Raw genomic sequence first — 18,927 nt, 5'->3', positions numbered from 1 at the left:
AATAAAGCTGTAATGCCTGTATTGCTTTTATATCAGCCCACATACCCGAATGGCATCATGTAGGATAAATCAGTGAAACTCGACCCCATAGATCCGCAAGAATTTACCGATTTTGTCAAATATTCAGAACGTAAACGTACTCACTGGGAACGTTTTCTCGACAAAATCAAACCTCGTTCTGCGGCAATGCGTACCACTGTTTTAGTTTTATTTGTGGTGTTTTTTAGCCTATTTATGTCGTTGTGGTTTTTTTGGAGAACACTTTATTTACCTGAAATTCAGCAACATGCACGTTATTTAGCCACTGAACTTGAAGTCATTAACAATCCTGATTTAGAAATTTTTCAAAATGGCCATAAAGTTGATGTCGATACTTGGATGAAAAAACGTGTCGGGATTGAATATGTGACGAATCCCAAAGAATTTCCAAATGTTAAAGACAAGGTGATTGCAGAATTTTTTACCAATAAAGTTGAGGAAAAACTCGCTAATGAATTAAATATTGACAATGTAATTGTCTACTTTCAGTTTAAGCCGACCCCAAGTATTTGGATTCAAACCCCTGCCATGCAAGGTAATTGGGTACGTGAACCCTTAAAAACCTATGCCAACTATAGTCCTGAACTGCTTTTAGGCTGGTTATTGGGCATTCCTCTGATTGCAGCGATCATTATTTTAACATTGGTTCGTCAACTCAACCGTCCTTTATTACGCTTACAAAATGCAGCCAATAGTTATACCAAAACTGGATTTGCTCCTTATTTAGAAACCAATCATGGACCATTAGAAATTCGTCAGGTCAATCAAGCCTTTAACCTGATGATCTATACACTGGATAAAACAGAAAAAGATCGAAAAATCATGCTTGCAGGTATTTCCCACGATCTGCGCACACCACTGACACGTATCCGTCTCAGTGCAGAAATGATGTCAAATGATGATTTTCTCAAAGAAGGTTTAATCTATGATGTCGATGATATGGATGCTATTTTAAATCAGTTTATTTCTTATATGCGTGATGGCTCAGATGAAGAGCTACAGAGCACCAATATCAATGGACTATTACAAGAATTAGTAATTCAGTTTAAACCGTTAAATATTCGTTTTACACCGCAAGAGCTGCCTAATATTGAAGCACGCAGCTTATCCCTTAAACGGTTAATTGGTAATTTAATTAATAATTCAAAACGTTATGGTGCAGAACCAATTGACTTAAGTGCTTGGTATCAAAACCAAAAAATTTATATTTCAGTTGCCGATCATGGTGACGGTATCCCTGAAAATCAAATTGAAGAATTAATGCAGCCTTTTGTACGTGGTAATGAAGCGCGTACTATTCAAGGAAGCGGCCTCGGTTTAGCGATTGTCAAACGTATTGTTGATATCCATCAAGGTGAATTAACGATTCATAATAAAGTCGAAGGTGGACTAGAAGCGATTATTGCCTTACCCCTCCATTTGACAGAAAAAGAGCACCCCCATGTAATCAGCAGATTTGAAAAATTTAAACAAACTTGGGCAGAACGCTTTTAACAAAAGCACAAATATTGATCAATCAATTTTGATCAATCTTTATACCACACTGTTTTTATCATTCAAAAACAATGGTATAAAAAACATCAAGAAAATTTATACCTACATTTCGGCAAAAAATTAGACCTTAGCCTAACAGGTATGCAAAATGGTTTTTTTGATCGGTACAATCCGTATCAGTTTTAAGAATTTAACGAGAGTAAACCATGTCTTTAGATCGTATTCGTTTGACATCACTGCATGATAAAGTGATTAGTGCAGAAGAAGCTTCTGCTTTTATTCAAGACGGCATGACAGTCGGAATGAGTGGTTTTACTCGTGCAGGTGAAGCAAAAGCAGTACCATTAGCATTAGTGAAACAAGCCCAAAAAAATCCTTTAAAAATCACTTTGATTACTGGTGCATCTTTAGGAAACGATTTAGATAAACAATTGACTGAAGCGGGTGTTCTAGCACGTCGCCTACCGTTCCAAGTAGACAATACATTACGTAAAGCCATCAATAAAGGCGAAGTCATGTTTATTGACCAGCATTTATCTGAAACTGTTGAACAAATGCGTAACCTTCAGTTAAAAAAACCAGATATTGCTGTGATCGAAGCTGTCGCAATTACAGAAGATGGTGGCATTATTCCAACAACATCTGTAGGAAACTCAGCAAGTTTCGCTATTTTTGCTGATCAAGTGATTGTTGAAATCAATACCAACTTAAGCCCTGCTTTTGAAGGCTTACATGATATCTACATCCCAAGCTATCGCCCAACACGTCAACCTATTCCACTAACTCAAGTGGATGAGCGTATTGGTACACAAGCCATTCAGATCGATCCAGCCAAAATTGTAGGCATTGTATTTAATAATGACTTACATGATTCTCCATCAACCGTCACCGAACCGGATGTAGATACTCAAGCGATTGCAAACCACTTAATCGAATTTTTTGAAAAAGAAGTGGCAGAGCAACGTTTACCAAAAAATCTAGGTCCATTACAGGCTGGTATTGGTTCAATTGCCAATGCCGTACTCACTGGTTTAAAAGATTCTAATTTTGAAGACCTAATTATGTATTCTGAAGTACTACAAGATTGTACTTTTGAACTCATTGATGCTGGTAAAATGAAATTTGCTTCAGGTTCTTCTATTACTCTTTCAGCAAAATATGGTGAGAAAGTATTTAATAATCTTGAACAGTACAAAGATAAATTAGTACTACGTCCGCAAGAAATTTCTAACCATCCAGAGCTGGTACGTCGTTTAGGTATTATTGGTATTAATACTGCCCTTGAGTTTGATATTTACGGTAACGTTAACTCAACTCACGTTTGTGGTACCAAAATGATGAATGGTATTGGTGGTTCAGGTGATTTCGCACGTAATGCTCATCTGGCAATCTTTGTTACCAAGTCAATTGCAAAAGGTGGTGATATTTCTTCTGTAGTACCATTTGCATCACATATTGATCATGCAGAACACGATGTAGACATTTTAGTGACTGAACAAGGTCTAGCTGATTTACGCGGCTTAGCACCACGTGAGCGCGCACGTGCAATCATCGATCATTGTGCACACCCAATGTATCGTGATGCATTGAATGACTACTTTGATCGTGCTTGTGCAATTGGCGGGCATACACCACATATTCTTCGTGAAGCGCTATCTTGGCACACCAATTTTGAAGAAACTGGTCACATGCTTCCATCTGCAGCAGAAGAAAAAACTGCGTAATACTGTGGTCTAAATAGACGATAAGATCAAGCCAGTCTGTCACACAGACTGGCTTTTTTATATCAATATATAAGATCTCAGTAAATAGGCTGTAAGAACCGCTGTATTGCTCCTCAATGTGATCATATTGACGATATTCATATATGCTGATCTTAGGCCTAATCAAGCACGACGAAGCACACATCCCTCTCTTTAACCGTAGTCGGCCAATTGATATACTCCCACCACTAAACCAAAGGTTATCGTGGGGGAATCTTTGCGACCCATGCAATCAAATTGATTACACCTTGCGATGTCACACTTGCACTGACAAGTATCGTGGCACAGGAACTCTTTACACAGCACTAAGCCCTAGTGCATCAGCTAAAGCGAAATTACGGATATTAATACGCGCATTGACGTCACGATCTTCAACCAAGTTGCAACTTGGACACTCGAAAATCGAACACTTAGCGGTAATTTCCCCATTCAATTAACACTCTTTGTTCACCATTCGGATAAATACGGTATTTATAGGCTTTCATTAAGACGCCATTCATACAAGAATGATATCTTTTAATAAATAGAAAAAGGCTGATGCAATAAAGTCATACATCACAAGTTGACGTTGCTAACCAATCTAAACGATTGGTGTGCTATCCATCACCGCCCAATTAGAAACACTGTTTCTAGGGATTATGGATGGAGAATTTCGCACAATTAGTTAAACATCCAGTATAAGCCATCAATTTACTCCTTTTCTCAGAGTAAGATCACATCGACCGCTCATGGATGATTCACTATATTGACTGATCATTATCACGATAGTAAAACTAACATCCAACCCTCTTATTGCTTCATTCCCAAACGTAAAAAAATAGGAAATGAGATCTGCAGCATTGGATCTGCATATTGCAATTTTTCCAGAAAATCCTGTAATGGATCTTGTTGATGTTGTTGTCGGTAATGCCGGATTGCGGACCATGTATTGAGATAATCCAGCAATTGCGATAAAGACCATGAATAGGTCATGTGTAATTGCGGTAGCAAAATTTCTTTAAATGGAAAAGGAATCGTTTTATATTCCTCATCCAAATAACGTCGTTCAATGTCCCAATATCCGTTTAAAATGTGATGATATAATTTTTGCACCATATCATGAATTTCATCATCATCCACCGTTAATAAACCATAACCAATAACAGCAATTACACCATCAGATGTTAAGCAACGTTGTGCGGTTTGATAGAATAAATCAAAATTAAACCAATGAATCGCTTGAGCGACCGTAATCAAGTTGAAATATTGTGCAGGAAAAACCGTTTTTTCCACAGCCTGTACACGATAGTCGACATTTGGCAAATTTGGTGCATGTGCCAATTGTTGTGCACTTAAATCGGTGGCAATGACTTGATCAAAGTAAGGGCTTAATAATCGAGTAAATTGTCCTGATCCTGCAGCACAATCCCAAGCGCGTTGATGCTGCGTTACATAAGGTAAAATAGCCTGCAGTACATACGCGGGATAACTCGGACGAGCAGATTGATAAAGTTGACTCTGTACAGAAAATAAATCTTTCATCCATGGTTCCTTGATCATGTTGATTATTCTTTATCACAATCTAAAACCAAACGATGGAATATGAACAGATAATTTGGTAATAAAAATTTAATCCAAAGCCAACCGTTATAAATTGATGGAACGATATGAATCATGTATCTATCGATTTAACTTTATTTTTTTCTTCGCCAAAATAAATCAATATGATCCTAAAATAAAAAATCCCCAGCAAAATTGCTAGGGATTTTTTGAATATGGTGGCGAGACCCAGGATCGAACTGGGGACACACGGATTTTCAATCCGTTGCTCTACCGACTGAGCTATCACGCCAATGCCGTGTATTAAGCCGCATCTCGATTAAATAGTCAATATAAATCCGATTTATTTTATTTAAATGCTTTTTTTTTACACAATAAAAAAATCCCCAGCAAAATTGCTAGGGATTTTTTGAATATGGTGGCGAGACCCAGGATCGAACTGGGGACACACGGATTTTCAATCCGTTGCTCTACCGACTGAGCTATCACGCCAATGACGCGTATTAAACAAGTTCAGCGTCGATACGTCAAGTGACTTTTATCACTTTTATATCAAATGTTTATTTTTAAAGCAAAATAGAGATGTTTACCTACATTAAAATTAAAAAAGCGTTTACTTAAGGCATCTATTTCACATTTTATGCTTGCTGTATTTGTGCTAAACAACGCTGAATTGCAACACAGCCGGGTTGAAAGGTTTTTATCCCTTGAGCTTGTTCTAGCCGATATAGTTCAGCGATCAATCTTTGTGCAACACCACGACCACGGTTTGCTGGATGAATAACCAAGTGCTCTAAATGCTTAGAGTCTCCTTGACCACGACACCAAATGGCGCCAATAATTTTGCAATTAAATTCTGCAGTATAAAGCACGGTATATTGATTTAACTGTTGTTCAAGTTGTTCAAGTGCATGTTTTCCATCTTCAAACTCAGGACTTGTATCATAAAGTCGTTGTAGTTGCTGTCGAACGTCATCATTTTTTACAGAAGTTTGAGGATGAACGGTAATAGGCATTGATTAACCCTCCTAAGCAATCTAATATGCAGTGACTTCGTCACAACGAAAAACATTTTTACATCATTTTTGACGTTTTTGAGGAACGTGTCTATGACGCAACGTATCAGTGAAGTGGTAAGAAACACCAACGAAACCAAAATTCGAGTTCGTGTGAATCTTGATGGTACAGGCCAAGGCACACTCAATACTGGTGTCCCATTTTTAGACCATATGATAGACCAAATCAAGCGACATGGCTTATTTGATATTGATATTCATTGTGATGGTGATATCGAGATTGATGATCATCATACGGTAGAAGATTGTGGTATTACACTAGGACAAGCGTTTGCACAGGCCTTAGGCGATAAAAAAGGTTTACGTCGTTATGGTCATTTTTATGCCCCCCTAGATGAATCATTAAGCCGTGTCGTAGTTGATTTATCTGGTCGTCCGGGTTTATGGATGGATATTCCGTTTACCCGTGCACGCATTGGTAACTTTGATGTCGATTTATTTTCAGAGTTTTTCCAAGGCTTTGTCAATCATGCCTTAATGACACTACATATTGATAACTTAAAAGGCAAAAATAGCCACCATCAAATTGAAAGTGTATTTAAAGCATTTGCACGTGCTTTACGTATGGCATGTGAAATCGATCCTCGTGCAGAAAATACTGTTGCATCAACCAAAGGGACTTTGTAATGACCCGTATCGCCCTTCTTGATTATGGCATGGGAAATCTACATTCAGCAGCAAAAGCGCTAGAATACGTCGGTGCAACTGTTGATGTTACCCATGATCCCAAACTGATTGCCCAAGCAGATAAAATCGTCTTTCCTGGTGTAGGGGCAATGCGCGACTGTATGCAAGGAATGCATGAAGCTGGAATTAATGACGTAATTCGTCATGCTGCCTTTAATAAACCTGTACTTGCAATCTGTGTAGGTATGCAGGCTTTGATGCAACACTCTGAAGAAAATAATGGCGTAGCAGCACTGGGAATTTTTCAGGGTCAAGTCAAACGTTTTCCTGATTTTGCTGATTTAAAAGTGCCTCATATGGGCTGGAATCAAGTACATCAAACTGATCCAAGCCACCCAATGTGGAAAAATATTGAACAAGATACTCGTTTTTATTTTGTGCATAGCTTTTATGTTGAACCTCAAGACCATGATATTGTCGCTGCAACATGTGACTATGGTTTAAGTTTTTGTACGGCGATTCATCAAGAAAATTTATTTGCAACTCAGTTTCATCCTGAAAAAAGTCATACTGCTGGCTTACAATTATTGAAAAACTTTGTTGAGTGGAATATTTAACATTTGCCTAGATTGCATACCCAAAAAAGCTCGCCTCAATGGGCTTTTTTTTATGGGTATCGCAATCTTATCCTTTATTAGTACTGTACTCAAAATTAATTTTTTACCATTAAGCCACTTGATTGATCAATCGAGCATCCTTTAAAATAAATAATTAACATATTGTTTATTATGAATTTTGTTTAAAATTTAATTTTTCATATAAATTATAAAGTAAAAAATCACAATTAAAATACAGAGGTCAATACCTCATGCGATTTCCCTTTAAGCCACAACATCCGTTATTGGATAAACCTTTGTATGCACGTGGGCGTTTTGGTCGGCTCGCTTTTGCTGCATGGCTATGCCTTGTTAACCTTATTTTTCTAACTATCATTTTTGTTGTTGAATTTTGTCTTTGGCTGATTTGGCACGATAGGCGTCCGGTATTAATCGAATATTTATATATTGTATTGATGATCGTACTCTTACTACCGTATCTCTACTATATTTTAATTATTATCATTCGTCGATTACATGATCGTAATCATCGAAGCTGGTTTGTTGTATTGTATTTTGTACCCGGATTAAATTTAATTTTTATCTGCTATCTTTTAGTGAGTCGAGGTAATCAGGCTTTAAATCGCTATGGCTATCCATGGAACATGTATGGCTGGGAAAAAATATTAGGCTGGTGTCAAATGGTTCTGTTACTTTTAATTCTATTAGGATTATCTATACTGCTGATCGGTTTTATATTCAATAAAAGCTAACTTTTTGCATAATAAAATCAGTACTAGTCATATAAAAATCCAATATGAACGAACGATACTAGCGTACAACAATAAAATTTAGCGTCGCAAATTTCATTCCACTCAACCATGTTCTTGACTGGCTCAATAGGTACTTTATAGCGTCACTTCAGTACAGCACGACAGAAGAGTGACTGATGTTGTTGAAATAAAAATCATCATTCGCTACTTAGCGATTGGGCAATACTTTGTTAAGATGGCAAAATTCTACTTTATTTAAAGATTTGGCGAGGAGCATAAGCATGCTGATCATCCCTGCAATTGACCTGAAAGATGGTAAATGTGTCCGTTTAAAACAAGGTCGTATGGAAGACGATACTGTATTTTCTGATGATCCAGTAGCAACAGCACAACATTGGGTTAATGAAGGTGCTCGCCGCTTACATTTAGTCGATTTAAATGGTGCCTTTGCAGGAACCCCTATTCATAAGCCAGTGGTAGAAGCAATTGCCAAAGCACAGCCAAATCTCCCCATTCAAATTGGCGGTGGTATCCGTTCTCTTGAAACCATTGAGCATTATTTGGATGCAGGCGTATCCTATGTCATTATTGGTACCAAAGCTGTTCAAGACCCAACATTTGTTGAAGAAGCATGTCAAAAATTTGCTGGGCATATTATTGTCGGTATTGATGCCATGAATGGTATGGTAGCAACTGATGGTTGGGCCAATATCACCGATGTTAAGGCAGCTGATTTAGCAAAACGCTTTGCTGATGCAGGTGTTTCTAGTATTGTCTATACCGATATTGCACGTGATGGCATGATGCAGGGTGTTAATATCGAACAAACCGTTCACTTAGCCAATACTTCAGGTTTGGCAGTGATTGCCTCTGGTGGCGTAACGAATCTGGATGATGTCCGTTTACTTAAAGGTCAGCCTGGAATTTTAGGTGCAATTACGGGCCGTGCAATTTATGAGGGTTCACTTAATTTGCATGAAGCACAAGCCTTGTTAGATGCTTAAAGCTGTGCAACAGCATAATGCTTAAAAGAGGTCAACATGACCTTTTTTAAGCTCAAGATGGTCCTCAAATCCTGCGAGGCTAAATTACACGCTCATCATCTGCTGCATTCATTCAATACTGGTTAGCATAAATCACTTGATTGAGCGAAGACTGCGAGCATTAATCATCATTTATGTCCTTCTCTGTCATACACAAGATCCAAACTAAAATCCCACAATTGGCCTTGATCATGATTACATTGATCTGGGGCGGAAGCTTTCTTACCGTACAATATGGATTACAGTTTAGTAGTCCCATTCTCTTTGTGGCTTTACGCTTTGCCGCTGCAGCAATTGCGGTAAGCCTAATTTCTTGGCCACATTTAAAACAGTTTAATCGACAAGAATGTGTTGCAGGTTTTTTGATTGGGGGGATGATTGGGTTAGGTTACGGTACACAAGCGATTGGGCTACAAACCATCAGCAGCAGTGAATCTGCATTTCTAACCGCATTATATGTTCCGTTAGTGCCCATTTTTATGTGGATATGCTTTAAAAAGCAGCCCAATAAAATGATGTGGCTAGGTGTTGCCTGTGCTTTTCTCGGATTATTACTGCTGACAGTAAAAGAATTCAATAACTTACAATTACAATTTGGACAAATCATTACCTTATGTGGTGCGATTGCAATCGCCTTTGAAATTATTTTCATCGGATATTTTGCTACACGTGTCAATATTCGCCGGCTCACCGTATTACAACTTTTTTTTGCTTCTTTCTTATGTTTCATGATTGCACCAATCGCGGGTGAAACCAGCATGCCCGCATTCAATTGGTCCTTAATCAGCATATTAATCGGCTTAGGTATTGCCAGTGCCTGTATTCAACTGGTCATGAACTGGGCACAACAATATGTAGAATCTTCCCAGGCTGCCATTATTTATGCCGGTGAGCCTGTTTGGGCAGCTCTGATTGGTCGGATCGCAGGTGAACGTTTGCCACTGCTCAGTATTCTCGGTGGAATATGCATTGTTTTAGGTGTAATTTTAAGTGAATTCAGACCTAAAACAAATAAAAATCAATCTTGATCACAGATCATCACCACGCTATATGCAACATCATGGCATCGGATATCCTATATAGTCATATGCATCATATAGCTATATGATGCATATCATCTAGCTATATGATGCATATCATCTAGCTATTGACCATCTTGCCAACTAAAATGATACCATTTTACCAGGATTCATCCAGGCACCCACAGCATAAGCACTTTTTGCCATTGGAATCACCAGCGGTGCTAAGGCACGCCCAAAAAGTATATCTTTATGACTAATTGAAGTCAGCATGGTAAAATCAGCCGTTTTTTTACAGAAATCATCAGCAATAGCTTTACCAATACGTACGGTTTGCGCCACACCATGACCACTCCAGCCATGTACAGCATAAATTGGGAATTTATGACCAAATTTTCGACTATCTGTTGCACCATTCACTGTTAAATCAGTCGTTCCACTCCAGACAAAATCCAATTTAACGTGTGCTAATTGTGGAAAAACATATCGAATACGACCTTGTAAATATTGCTCAGTTTTTGCTGGACCCCAACATGAACCCGTACCTTCTCCACCGAATAATAACCGATTTTTTGACACGCCACGATAATAATCAATCTGAAATTGCGTATCATATACAGGAGCATCTGTAGGCAATAATTGTTTTAAATCAACTTCTAATGGTGCTGTGGTACAGACATAAGTATAAAATGGAATGGTGGTTTGCTGCTGTGTCTCCAAAAGCTTAAATGAACCATGATGAACTGCAATGACAACAGATTGACGCGCCTTAATCACGCCATGAGCAGTATGCACATAAATGGCATCATCTCGTTCATCAATCCTGATCACTTCAGTTTGTTCATAAATTTTGCCACCCTGTTGATGAAATGCATAAGCCAAACCACGGTTTAGCGCTAATGGATGAATCTGGCCACCTAAACGATCAAATAAGCCACCACAATATTGTTCTGAAACAACATGTTCCATCAATTCATGTTGACCCATGATTTTAGTATGAGATTCACCTAAAAATTTTCGTGCATCTGCCGCTTGTGTTAAACCAACCAAATGTCCTTCATGAACAGCAGCTGTAATATGTCCAGATTTTCGCTGTAAATCGAGTTGATAACGATCAATAATTTGATCAATTAAGCTCATCGCTTCTGTTGAGGTAAAATGCCAAAGTCGTTTGGCATCTTCATAACCAAAATGCGTTAACATTTCACTCGCTTCCCAACGAGCCAAACCTGGTGTTAATTGTCCGCCATTACGTCCCGAAGCAGCACTACCAATACGATTTTTTTCCACTAATATCGTATCAACCCCTTGCTCAGCCAAATGCAATGCTGTTGAACATCCTAATAATCCACCACCAATCACCACTACATCACATTCAGCCTCATGATCTAATGTTGCAAACTGCGCCCATGTTTCTAGTGAGCTTTCATAATAATTTGCTGGAAAATCAAAGTGACCACGATCGGGATTCAACCAGTTCCATTCTTGACCAGTTTGTACATGATGACTGGCTTTATATTCAACATCATCGACAAATTTTGGTTTTTGTATATGCATTAGTTTTACTCACTTATTTGATAATTTAGACGATTTCATTTCGGGTTTAATTTATCGATCAAAATCAAAGTTACTCAAGATTAAATAACCCCCATCCTAATCATTGATCGAAAAAGCATGACTAATTGCAATACTTTGCTTTCTCAGTTTTTTATAGATAAAAATCAAAACACCAATGCTTAACCAAGCACAACCAAACCATAAAGCGCTCTGTTCCAAATTAGCCCATAAACACAACATGACCGCAACAGATAGCCAAGGTAGAACTAAATTACAGAGTTTATTTTTTAATCCCTGACGTTGTCGATCACGAATATAAAACTTCATAAAGACAGAAAAATTTACCGCAGTAAATGCAATCAATGCACCAAAACTAATCATGACCACAACTGTCGCTAAATCAAGACCAATCGCACAGAGTGAAATCAGCCCTATACTCAATACGGCATATAAAGGTGTACCTAATTTAGGGTGAATTTGACCAAAAGTCGTTTTATGAAAAATGCCATCTTTTCCCATCATATGAATTAAACGTGATGCACTCGCATGTGTGGCTAGTCCTGATGCAAAAGTATTCATAATCTGAGCAGATAAAAATACCGCTTGAAATAATGCACCACCGACATATAAAACAATTTCAGGTAAGGCTTCATCTGGATTTTTAAAGCGTACATTAGTTGGAAAATACAGTTGAATAAACCAAGCAGCCGTAATAAAAATAATGCCGCCTAATAGTGTTGTAAGCATTACTGCACGTGGAATAGTACGTTGGGGATCTTTGGTTTCATGTGACATTGTTGTCACAGCATCAAATCCTAAAAAGGAAAAACATAGAATAGAGGCACCAGCAATCAAAGGTAAAATAGAAGGATCACCATTCCATAGCGGTGTCATACTTAATAGATATTGATGACCTTGTTGTAACTGTACACCGTCAATGACCAGATAAATAAAAATCACCATCAGTAATACGGGAGCCAAAACAAAAATTAAACTTAAATTCGCTAAAATATTAATGCGAAAACAATTAATCAAAGTAACTAAACTAGCAAAAATAACCACCCATCCCCAGTATGGGACAGCGGGAATTAAAGCTTCGAGATAAATACTGGCCAATAAAGTATTGACCAACGGCAGTAACATATAATCGAGTAATGCGCACCAACCTACAAAGAAACCTGCTTTTGAACCACATGCTTGTGCTGTATAACTATACGCAGAGCCAGATTGTGTATTAACACGACTAAATCTTGCATAACTAAATGCAGTCAACAACATCGCCAATAACGCTAGAATATAAGCCAATGGTACACGGCCATGGGTAATACCAGAAACCAAACCAAACGTATCAAAAACGACCATTGGTGTCATATAAGCAATGCCAATAATGACCACTTGCCATAACGACATTTTTTTGAAAGCCACTTGTGCTTGCTTCATTTATGCCACCTATTATTGCATTTAATTTATTTATTTTTTGCAACAACTGTGCCATATAATATAATTATATTTATTTTAAGGACTTTAAATAAAATGGCTAAATATTCATTAGAAATACGTAAAGCTGCGCTTCAGGCTTATAAACAAACAGATTATAAGGTTGCTGTTTGTAAAACATTTAATATCTCACGTGTCACACTTGATGCATGGATAAAACTAGAAGAAGAAACAGGTGATTTACAGCCTAAAGCACGTCAAAAATCTGGTGCACCATCGCATATAAAAGATTTAGACAAATTCCAAGTCTTTGTAAAAAATACAAAATTTAAAAATATTAGTGATTTAGTTCCGCTTTTTGAGCAGCAATTTGGTTATGCTGTTTCTTATGCAGTTTTAGTTCGCGCCATTCATAATCTTGGTTTAAAACGTGGTCGTGGACGCTTTTATTATTAATTATTTTAAATTTTATTTTTAATAAAAAAATAATTTATTTATAAATCAAACCTTACATAAATGTACATTTATTTTATTAAAAATGTAAACTTTAAATATTAAAAATGTAAACTTAATATTTAAAAATAAATCCAAGATAAAGCAGCTATAAAAAAATATGACTCATTTGAGTGCAAAATATGATTTCCATTTAAATGCAGATCAAGAATTTTCTATTGGAAATCATGAAATATATGATGATAAAAAGAAGGAAAAATTGGGGGAATAGCAGATGTTAAGCAGAGAATGGTTAAGCTACAAAACCAGTCTACTTTTATTGAATCGAATGGATAGTGAACGGATGATAATAAATACTGACTGAATCACGGCTTGCAGTCATCACACAGTCTAAAAAGGTCATGAATCAACAACTGATCAGATCCTTACATAACAAGAATAATCATTGTCATTTATTCACTGTACATAGGCTTGTTATCACTTAAGTAAATTAACCCTCTGATTGCACGATAAACAATCCAAACCCATGAAAGTGCAATCACAGCAAAACAAAACAAACTTGCACCCAAGGCAATACCTGCAAAAATATCGGGATTATTATTGTTCCAGAATAAAAAACCAAATGGAATAAAAGCAATAATATTCCAGAATAAATACCACCAGAAGGTGCGAATTTGCCAAGTAAAATGGCTGGCAAAAATACTACCGTCCATGTCACTACGTTTTATATAGTTAATCATCAAGGCAATAATAGCCAAAATACCACCCGTTACAATCGCCACAATATACAGTACATATAAAATCAATGTTAATGTTTTTTGTGAGTCTTGAGCAGGCGTATAGGTAGTCATATTATTTCTCTTCGTTTAAAGACTGAACAAAAGTCATGGGGCACATGCTACAAATTAATATCCATGCGCATTTTATAACCTTAATGATTCACACGATCATTGCCGTTAAAAAATCATGTGATTTAAGGGTGAAACCAACCATAGTATTAATAGAATATTAAACACTATGCTATATAAATAAACTTTTTTAAATGTTTGTTTTTGTGTTTTATGTCTCAACTTTTGTTGTGCTAACCATGCAGCAGGCCATCCCCCTAAAAAAGACAAGATATGTAATTTTTGCTCAGAAATTCTTCTCCCACCTGAACGGGCTGCCTCTTTATCTTGTGCATAACACCAATATGTCACGATATTGATCACGATTAAAAATAACACGACTAAATTACTTAACCATCCAAATAGTGTGAGTAGTGCAATTGCAATAATATAAGCAATAGCTAATATTTGTATGGGTTGCCAAGAGAATGATGTAGCTTGATGTTGAGCTTGATATCGATGTGATTGCAGCAGTTTTTTTTGAGTTTGATTGGCTTTAAGATAAATTACATCTAAAGCCTTATAACGTGAACGATGATCAATCGTCACGGTATATTCTAAAGCACAGCCAATAATGGGACGTGGTCCTGGACGAGAAAAATCCTTAATATGTAAAAATACCCGATCTTTGCTTAAATCTTCAGGTTGAATAAAACCATAACCTTTTTCATCAAACCATTCAACCAGTCGGCCTTGATCACGCATGTCACTCTCCTCGTTGAAGCCAATTTAAGCTGTTACAAATTTTAGACGCTCAATCAGCATATTACGCATTTCAAATGGATCTTTTTGTAAAATATCTCCCCCACAACGCCCTTCGATTTTATTTTTTTCTGCCACTTGCAAACGCATTAACCAAAAACGTCCTGCTGCCATTGCTAAATAAAGTTCAACACATGCTTTTTCATCTAAGGTTAAGGGTCTAAGCTGATGATAGGCCTCTAAAAATGCATTGGCTTTTGCTTTATCTAAATGCATATGAGGATAATCGGTACAAAAATCATTTATCGTAATAGCAATATCAAATAATAGTTCATCATGATTTAATTCATAAAAATCTAAAATTCCTTGCAGTTTAGCGCCTTGAAATAGCGTATTATCACGAAATAAATCAGCATGAATAAAACCAGTAGGACGATCTGGATAGATCGCAGTAAAGACGTCATATAAACCAAAAAGCTCAGATAACAATGCCTTATCTGCGGGATTTAAATTTGGTTTTAGTTCATTGGCCACTTGTTGCCAGTAATGGTGATTACGACAGCTTTGACGCTGTAAGGGAAAGTGTTGCAATGCGATATGCATGGTTGCTTGGGCAGTAGCAATCGCCTCTACCTGTTCAATATTGGCAGGAATAGGATGTGAGCCAATCAGACGCGGTGCAATCTGTGCAGGTTTCTCTTTTAAACAATGAATCGCTTGATTGGCATATTCTAAAGGTACTGCTACAGGCAAATCCTGTTGTGCTAAATGTCTAAGTACAGGAATAATCTCTTCTGCACTGTGCTGATCCATATCTTCAAAGATGGTTAACACATAATGTTGCTGATCATGATTAATGATAAAATAGTTTGTATTTTGAATACCGCCTTGAATGGGAATCAGGTCAATCACCTTTAATCCATAAGGTAAAGCAAAATCCTGAACTTCCTTTAAAGTCAAAGTGGTATAAACCGACATAGAAAACCTGCAAAAAAACTTACATAATTTTGATAGAATACCTTGTCCATCTACCAAGTTGTAGCACCAACCGTAGGTCAGTTTCATAATATACTGTAATTACTGGAAAAATTTATGCTTGCTAAACGTATTATTCCTTGCTTAGATGTCGATAATGGCCGTGTAGTGAAAGGTGTTCAATTCCTCGATATTCGTGATGCAGGTGATCCAGTAGAAGTGGCTCGTCGTTATAATGAACAAGGTGCCGATGAAATTACCTTTTTAGATATTACGGCAACATCAAATGGCCGCGACACCACCTATCGTACCGTTGAACGTATGGCAGAGTCCGTTTTTGTTCCACTCACCGTCGGCGGCGGTGTGCGTAAAATTGAAGATATTCGCCTATTACTCAATGCAGGTGCAGATAAAGTCAGTATTAACTCTGCTGCTGTATTTCATCCCGAATTTGTCCAAGAAGCCTCTCAACGTTTTGGTGCACAATGTATTGTTGTTGCGATTGATGCTAAACAAACAGGTGACAATAAATGGGAAATTTTTACACATGGCGGACGTAAACCGACAGGGATTGATGCACTTGACTGGGCTGTCAAAATGGCCGATTTTGGTGCTGGGGAACTCTTGATCACCTCAATGGATGCAGATGGTACCAAAGCAGGCTATGATCTTGAATTAATGCGTCAAATTAATCAACGTGTCCATATTCCGACCATTGCCTCTGGTGGTGTAGGTAATTTACAACACTTGGCAGATGGGATTATTCAGGGCGGTGCTGATGCTGTATTGGCTGCATCAATTTTTCATTTTGGTCAACATACCATCCCTGAAGCTAAACAATATCTTGCTGCGCAAGGTATCGAAATGCGTTTATAAACGGTTTCTATATTCATCAATAAGTTGCTATGATTTACAGTAATTTATTGATGAATGATCCATAATCATCATGAACTGCTACTAAATTCTAAATAAAAGCCTTAACTCTGTAAATTTTTGTTTCAAATACAATAATTGAACTAAAAACTTATACTGTTTCATTTTATTTTTGGGTTTTAATATTATTATTCTATTTATTTCAAAAGTTTGAGCTATGCGTAACTTAAAAAAAATATCTATCGCCATTCTAATTGCTATTCTGCTCATTATTGTTTATTTAGTATTTTCATTGGCCGATGTTGAAGATGAAAATTATCGTCAAGAAAAGCAAGAGCAGGCTGAAGTCACACCATCTTAATTTTTATATTGAGTGGCAGTGAATAATTGACTACTCACTGCCCTCATGATCCAAGCATTACACTATTCACATTTCACCATCACAGGTGTCATCCACAATACAATCTCGTTGATGATGATCTGCTGGTGTTAAAAAAATGGATTTTCAACCTCACCCATTTTTTTGATGCTGATATGCTCAGGTAAATTTTCTTCACTCTCTAATGCGATAACCACACTGTTTAAAAATGCTTGTAATTTTTTAGCAATCACCAATCCTTGCTGATCTTTGGTTAACTGTAAATTACCGTATAAACTAATATAATCACTATTATTTTCAATGGTTAAATCATGAATTGCATCTGATTCAACACCATTTTGAAATGGTTTAAACATGATATTCCCCAAGATGTAGGTATAATTTACTTTAACTCATTTCATCACAATCATCATGACCATTATTTCAACAATTGTAGAATATATTGTAAAATCGCCAATAACTTTGTAATCCATGATTCGACATTATTTGTATCTGGTATCGTTGATGTCGCTGTATTCGAATTAGGGCTGGATGATTTAAAACTTTGCTGTAATTGCTGCAATTGTTCTGCTGTCACATCCTCAGCACATTGACTCTCTGCATCCCAATGTGAGTATTCTAAAGGCTGATTGGCTTTTACCGCATTGGCCGTATGTGGTAATTTATAAGTATTACGTTTTTGTTCTGACGTGAGTTGTGGAAATAAGTTAATACCCAGTTTTTCTTCTAAATAGCACACACTCACCACATTCATTTTAAGTGAGTTATCATTCGGTGCATAATATGCACCTATGGCACCTGTTTTCGGAATATAAAGCGCTTTAAAGACGGCTGTGGGTACAATGACCCCATTACCAATAGTTTTAAGCTTCTGACCCAAAAAAACGGGGCCTGTGACCACATAAACATCTTGCTTTTGCTTGGTGACAATTGCTCGTGTTGCTTCTTCAATTTCTCGCCAGATTTTCTGATTATTTTTCGGTGCTTGCGGTACCATATTCGCTAAAGAAAAACTGTCTGATTGCGCTTCTTTATTTGGCATATCAGCATTTGGAGCCATATGGCCACGGTCAAAGCCTGAACCCTTATAATCAGCGAGTACAGCACGATATGCTGATGGCACACGGGTTTCTTCATGAAAACTATCTTCACGTGGAATTTTTTGGCTTAAACGCTGTGGTGTTAGTGCTTCCGCTGACCATAATGGTGTTTTTGATCTGCCTGAATACATGACATTAAAGCCATTAAAACACAATGGATAACTATCTTTTTTAAGTGAATCTTTAACTAAATAAGGCGGTGTATCACGATAAAATTGATTGAGACATGCCGTATTGGTCGATAAAGATGTCGATTGAACCCATTGGCTAATTTTTTCCTGTCCAAAAGCAATCGCAAAACTACAAGATGCAATTAAGCCCAAGATTATTTTTAAGCCATTTTGACTCCATAGCGGAGAGAAAAAATTCTTTGAACTACGTTTCTTTTTTACCATTATGAATACAATACACAAGCGACTTTATTTTGCGCGAGATTAGCAAGCCTGATAAAACTTGTATATGTTCATGCAATTAACTGTTTAAAAAAACAACAAAACCATCCTGATTGCGATATCGATGATAGCAGTCATTGCATATTCTGTTATTGATCAAACTAAAAAACCAGAGCACATCGCACTCTGGTTTTGTATCATCA

The 18,927-nt window shown here is 37.1% G+C and carries 20 protein-coding genes and 2 tRNA genes; 10 read left to right on the top strand and 12 right to left on the bottom strand.

Features of this window, described 5'->3' with window-relative positions; all coding sequences use genetic code 11:
* Positions 1-72: 72 nt before the first annotated feature.
* Both QSG86_RS05595 and QSG86_RS05590 read left to right on the top strand, forming a co-directional pair.
* The gene (locus tag QSG86_RS05595) at positions 73-1,533 is read left to right on the top strand and encodes an ATP-binding protein (RefSeq protein ID WP_317030592.1); all 1,461 of its coding nucleotides are present in this window, start codon (positions 73-75) and stop codon (positions 1,531-1,533) included.
* Positions 1,534-1,739: 206 nt separating this feature from the next.
* The gene (locus QSG86_RS05590; RefSeq protein ID WP_317030591.1) at positions 1,740-3,257 is read left to right on the top strand and encodes an acetyl-CoA hydrolase/transferase family protein; all 1,518 of its coding nucleotides are present in this window, start codon (positions 1,740-1,742) and stop codon (positions 3,255-3,257) included.
* Positions 3,258-3,706: 449 nt separating this feature from the next.
* Here the strand turns inward: QSG86_RS05590 and QSG86_RS16645 are convergent, their stop codons facing one another.
* From QSG86_RS16645 to QSG86_RS05570, 5 genes are all read right to left on the bottom strand, one after another.
* Positions 3,707-3,781, bottom strand: coding sequence for a helix-turn-helix domain-containing protein (locus tag QSG86_RS16645; protein ID WP_410487512.1), 75 nt, complete (start codon positions 3,779-3,781; stop codon positions 3,707-3,709).
* Positions 3,782-4,085: 304 nt separating this feature from the next.
* A complete protein-coding gene (locus tag QSG86_RS05585) occupies positions 4,086-4,817 on the bottom strand; it encodes a class I SAM-dependent methyltransferase (RefSeq protein ID WP_317030590.1) in 732 nt (243 codons plus the stop codon).
* 234 nt (positions 4,818-5,051) lie between these two features.
* Positions 5,052-5,127, bottom strand: a tRNA-Phe gene (locus tag QSG86_RS05580).
* Between the two features lie 124 nt (positions 5,128-5,251).
* A tRNA-Phe gene (locus QSG86_RS05575) sits at positions 5,252-5,327 on the bottom strand.
* Positions 5,328-5,473: 146 nt separating this feature from the next.
* Positions 5,474-5,851, bottom strand: coding sequence for a GNAT family N-acetyltransferase (locus QSG86_RS05570; RefSeq protein ID WP_317030589.1), 378 nt, complete (start codon positions 5,849-5,851; stop codon positions 5,474-5,476).
* 93 nt (positions 5,852-5,944) lie between these two features.
* On the opposite strand from QSG86_RS05570, the gene hisB reads away from it, so the two are divergent.
* The 5 genes from hisB (at position 5,945) to QSG86_RS05545 (ending at position 9,978) form a co-directional block, all read left to right on the top strand.
* Positions 5,945-6,538 (top strand): imidazoleglycerol-phosphate dehydratase HisB, encoded by a 594-nt coding sequence (gene hisB, locus QSG86_RS05565; protein ID WP_317030588.1) that lies wholly within the window; start codon positions 5,945-5,947, stop codon positions 6,536-6,538.
* On the top strand, positions 6,538-7,155 hold the full coding sequence (gene hisH, locus QSG86_RS05560) for an imidazole glycerol phosphate synthase subunit HisH (protein ID WP_317030587.1): 618 nt from the start codon (positions 6,538-6,540) through the stop codon (positions 7,153-7,155). The genes hisB and hisH overlap by 1 nt, the downstream gene beginning before the upstream one ends.
* Before the next feature lie 251 nt (positions 7,156-7,406).
* On the top strand, positions 7,407-7,907 hold the full coding sequence (locus QSG86_RS05555) for a DUF805 domain-containing protein (protein WP_317030586.1): 501 nt from the start codon (positions 7,407-7,409) through the stop codon (positions 7,905-7,907).
* 281 nt (positions 7,908-8,188) lie between these two features.
* Positions 8,189-8,911: a 1-(5-phosphoribosyl)-5-[(5-phosphoribosylamino)methylideneamino]imidazole-4-carboxamide isomerase gene (hisA, locus tag QSG86_RS05550; RefSeq protein ID WP_317030585.1), complete on the top strand. Its 723-nt coding sequence runs from the start codon at positions 8,189-8,191 to the stop codon at positions 8,909-8,911.
* A 173-nt stretch (positions 8,912-9,084) separates the two neighbouring features.
* A complete protein-coding gene (locus QSG86_RS05545; RefSeq protein ID WP_317030584.1) occupies positions 9,085-9,978 on the top strand; it encodes a DMT family transporter in 894 nt (297 codons plus the stop codon).
* Between the two features lie 135 nt (positions 9,979-10,113).
* Here QSG86_RS05545 and QSG86_RS05540 read toward each other — a convergent pair whose 3' ends face one another.
* Positions 10,114-11,526 carry an FAD-dependent oxidoreductase gene (locus QSG86_RS05540; RefSeq protein ID WP_317030583.1) on the bottom strand — a complete coding sequence of 471 codons (1,413 nt, stop codon included), beginning with the start codon at positions 11,524-11,526 and terminating at the stop codon, positions 10,114-10,116.
* A gap of 96 nt (positions 11,527-11,622) precedes the next feature.
* A complete protein-coding gene (locus QSG86_RS05535; RefSeq protein WP_317030582.1) occupies positions 11,623-12,966 on the bottom strand; it encodes an APC family permease in 1,344 nt (447 codons plus the stop codon).
* Positions 12,967-13,059: 93 nt separating this feature from the next.
* On the opposite strand from QSG86_RS05535, the gene QSG86_RS05530 reads away from it, so the two are divergent.
* Positions 13,060-13,419 (top strand): helix-turn-helix domain-containing protein, encoded by a 360-nt coding sequence (locus tag QSG86_RS05530; protein WP_317030581.1) that lies wholly within the window; start codon positions 13,060-13,062, stop codon positions 13,417-13,419.
* A gap of 449 nt (positions 13,420-13,868) precedes the next feature.
* On the opposite strand, the gene QSG86_RS05525 is transcribed toward QSG86_RS05530, so the two are convergent.
* The 3 genes from QSG86_RS05525 to QSG86_RS05515 form a co-directional block, all read right to left on the bottom strand.
* Positions 13,869-14,267, bottom strand: coding sequence for a hypothetical protein (locus tag QSG86_RS05525; RefSeq protein WP_317030580.1), 399 nt, complete (start codon positions 14,265-14,267; stop codon positions 13,869-13,871).
* A 105-nt stretch (positions 14,268-14,372) separates the two neighbouring features.
* A complete protein-coding gene (locus QSG86_RS05520; protein WP_317030579.1) occupies positions 14,373-15,008 on the bottom strand; it encodes a DUF1294 domain-containing protein in 636 nt (211 codons plus the stop codon).
* 24 nt (positions 15,009-15,032) lie between these two features.
* Positions 15,033-15,983 (bottom strand): homoserine kinase, encoded by a 951-nt coding sequence (locus QSG86_RS05515; protein ID WP_317030578.1) that lies wholly within the window; start codon positions 15,981-15,983, stop codon positions 15,033-15,035.
* Positions 15,984-16,097: 114 nt separating this feature from the next.
* On the opposite strand from QSG86_RS05515, the gene hisF reads away from it, so the two are divergent.
* Together hisF and QSG86_RS05505 are read left to right on the top strand one after the other, a co-directional pair.
* Positions 16,098-16,856: an imidazole glycerol phosphate synthase subunit HisF gene (gene hisF / locus QSG86_RS05510; protein ID WP_317030577.1), complete on the top strand. Its 759-nt coding sequence runs from the start codon at positions 16,098-16,100 to the stop codon at positions 16,854-16,856.
* Between the two features lie 214 nt (positions 16,857-17,070).
* Complete coding sequence (locus QSG86_RS05505; protein ID WP_317030576.1) at positions 17,071-17,214, top strand: hypothetical protein; 144 nt, start codon at positions 17,071-17,073, stop codon at positions 17,212-17,214.
* Positions 17,215-17,342: 128 nt separating this feature from the next.
* On the opposite strand, the gene QSG86_RS05500 is transcribed toward QSG86_RS05505, so the two are convergent.
* A complete protein-coding gene (locus QSG86_RS05500) occupies positions 17,343-17,588 on the bottom strand; it encodes a hypothetical protein (RefSeq protein WP_317030575.1) in 246 nt (81 codons plus the stop codon).
* Positions 17,589-17,650: 62 nt separating this feature from the next.
* On the bottom strand, positions 17,651-18,727 hold the full coding sequence (locus QSG86_RS05495; RefSeq protein WP_317030574.1) for a DNA/RNA non-specific endonuclease: 1,077 nt from the start codon (positions 18,725-18,727) through the stop codon (positions 17,651-17,653).
* Positions 18,728-18,927 lie beyond the last annotated feature (200 nt).

The sequence above is a fragment of the Acinetobacter sp. SAAs474 genome (genome assembly GCF_032823475.1).
In the GTDB taxonomy this organism is placed as follows: domain Bacteria; phylum Pseudomonadota; class Gammaproteobacteria; order Pseudomonadales; family Moraxellaceae; genus Acinetobacter.
This window is presented reverse-complemented; position numbering and strand designations above follow the sequence as displayed.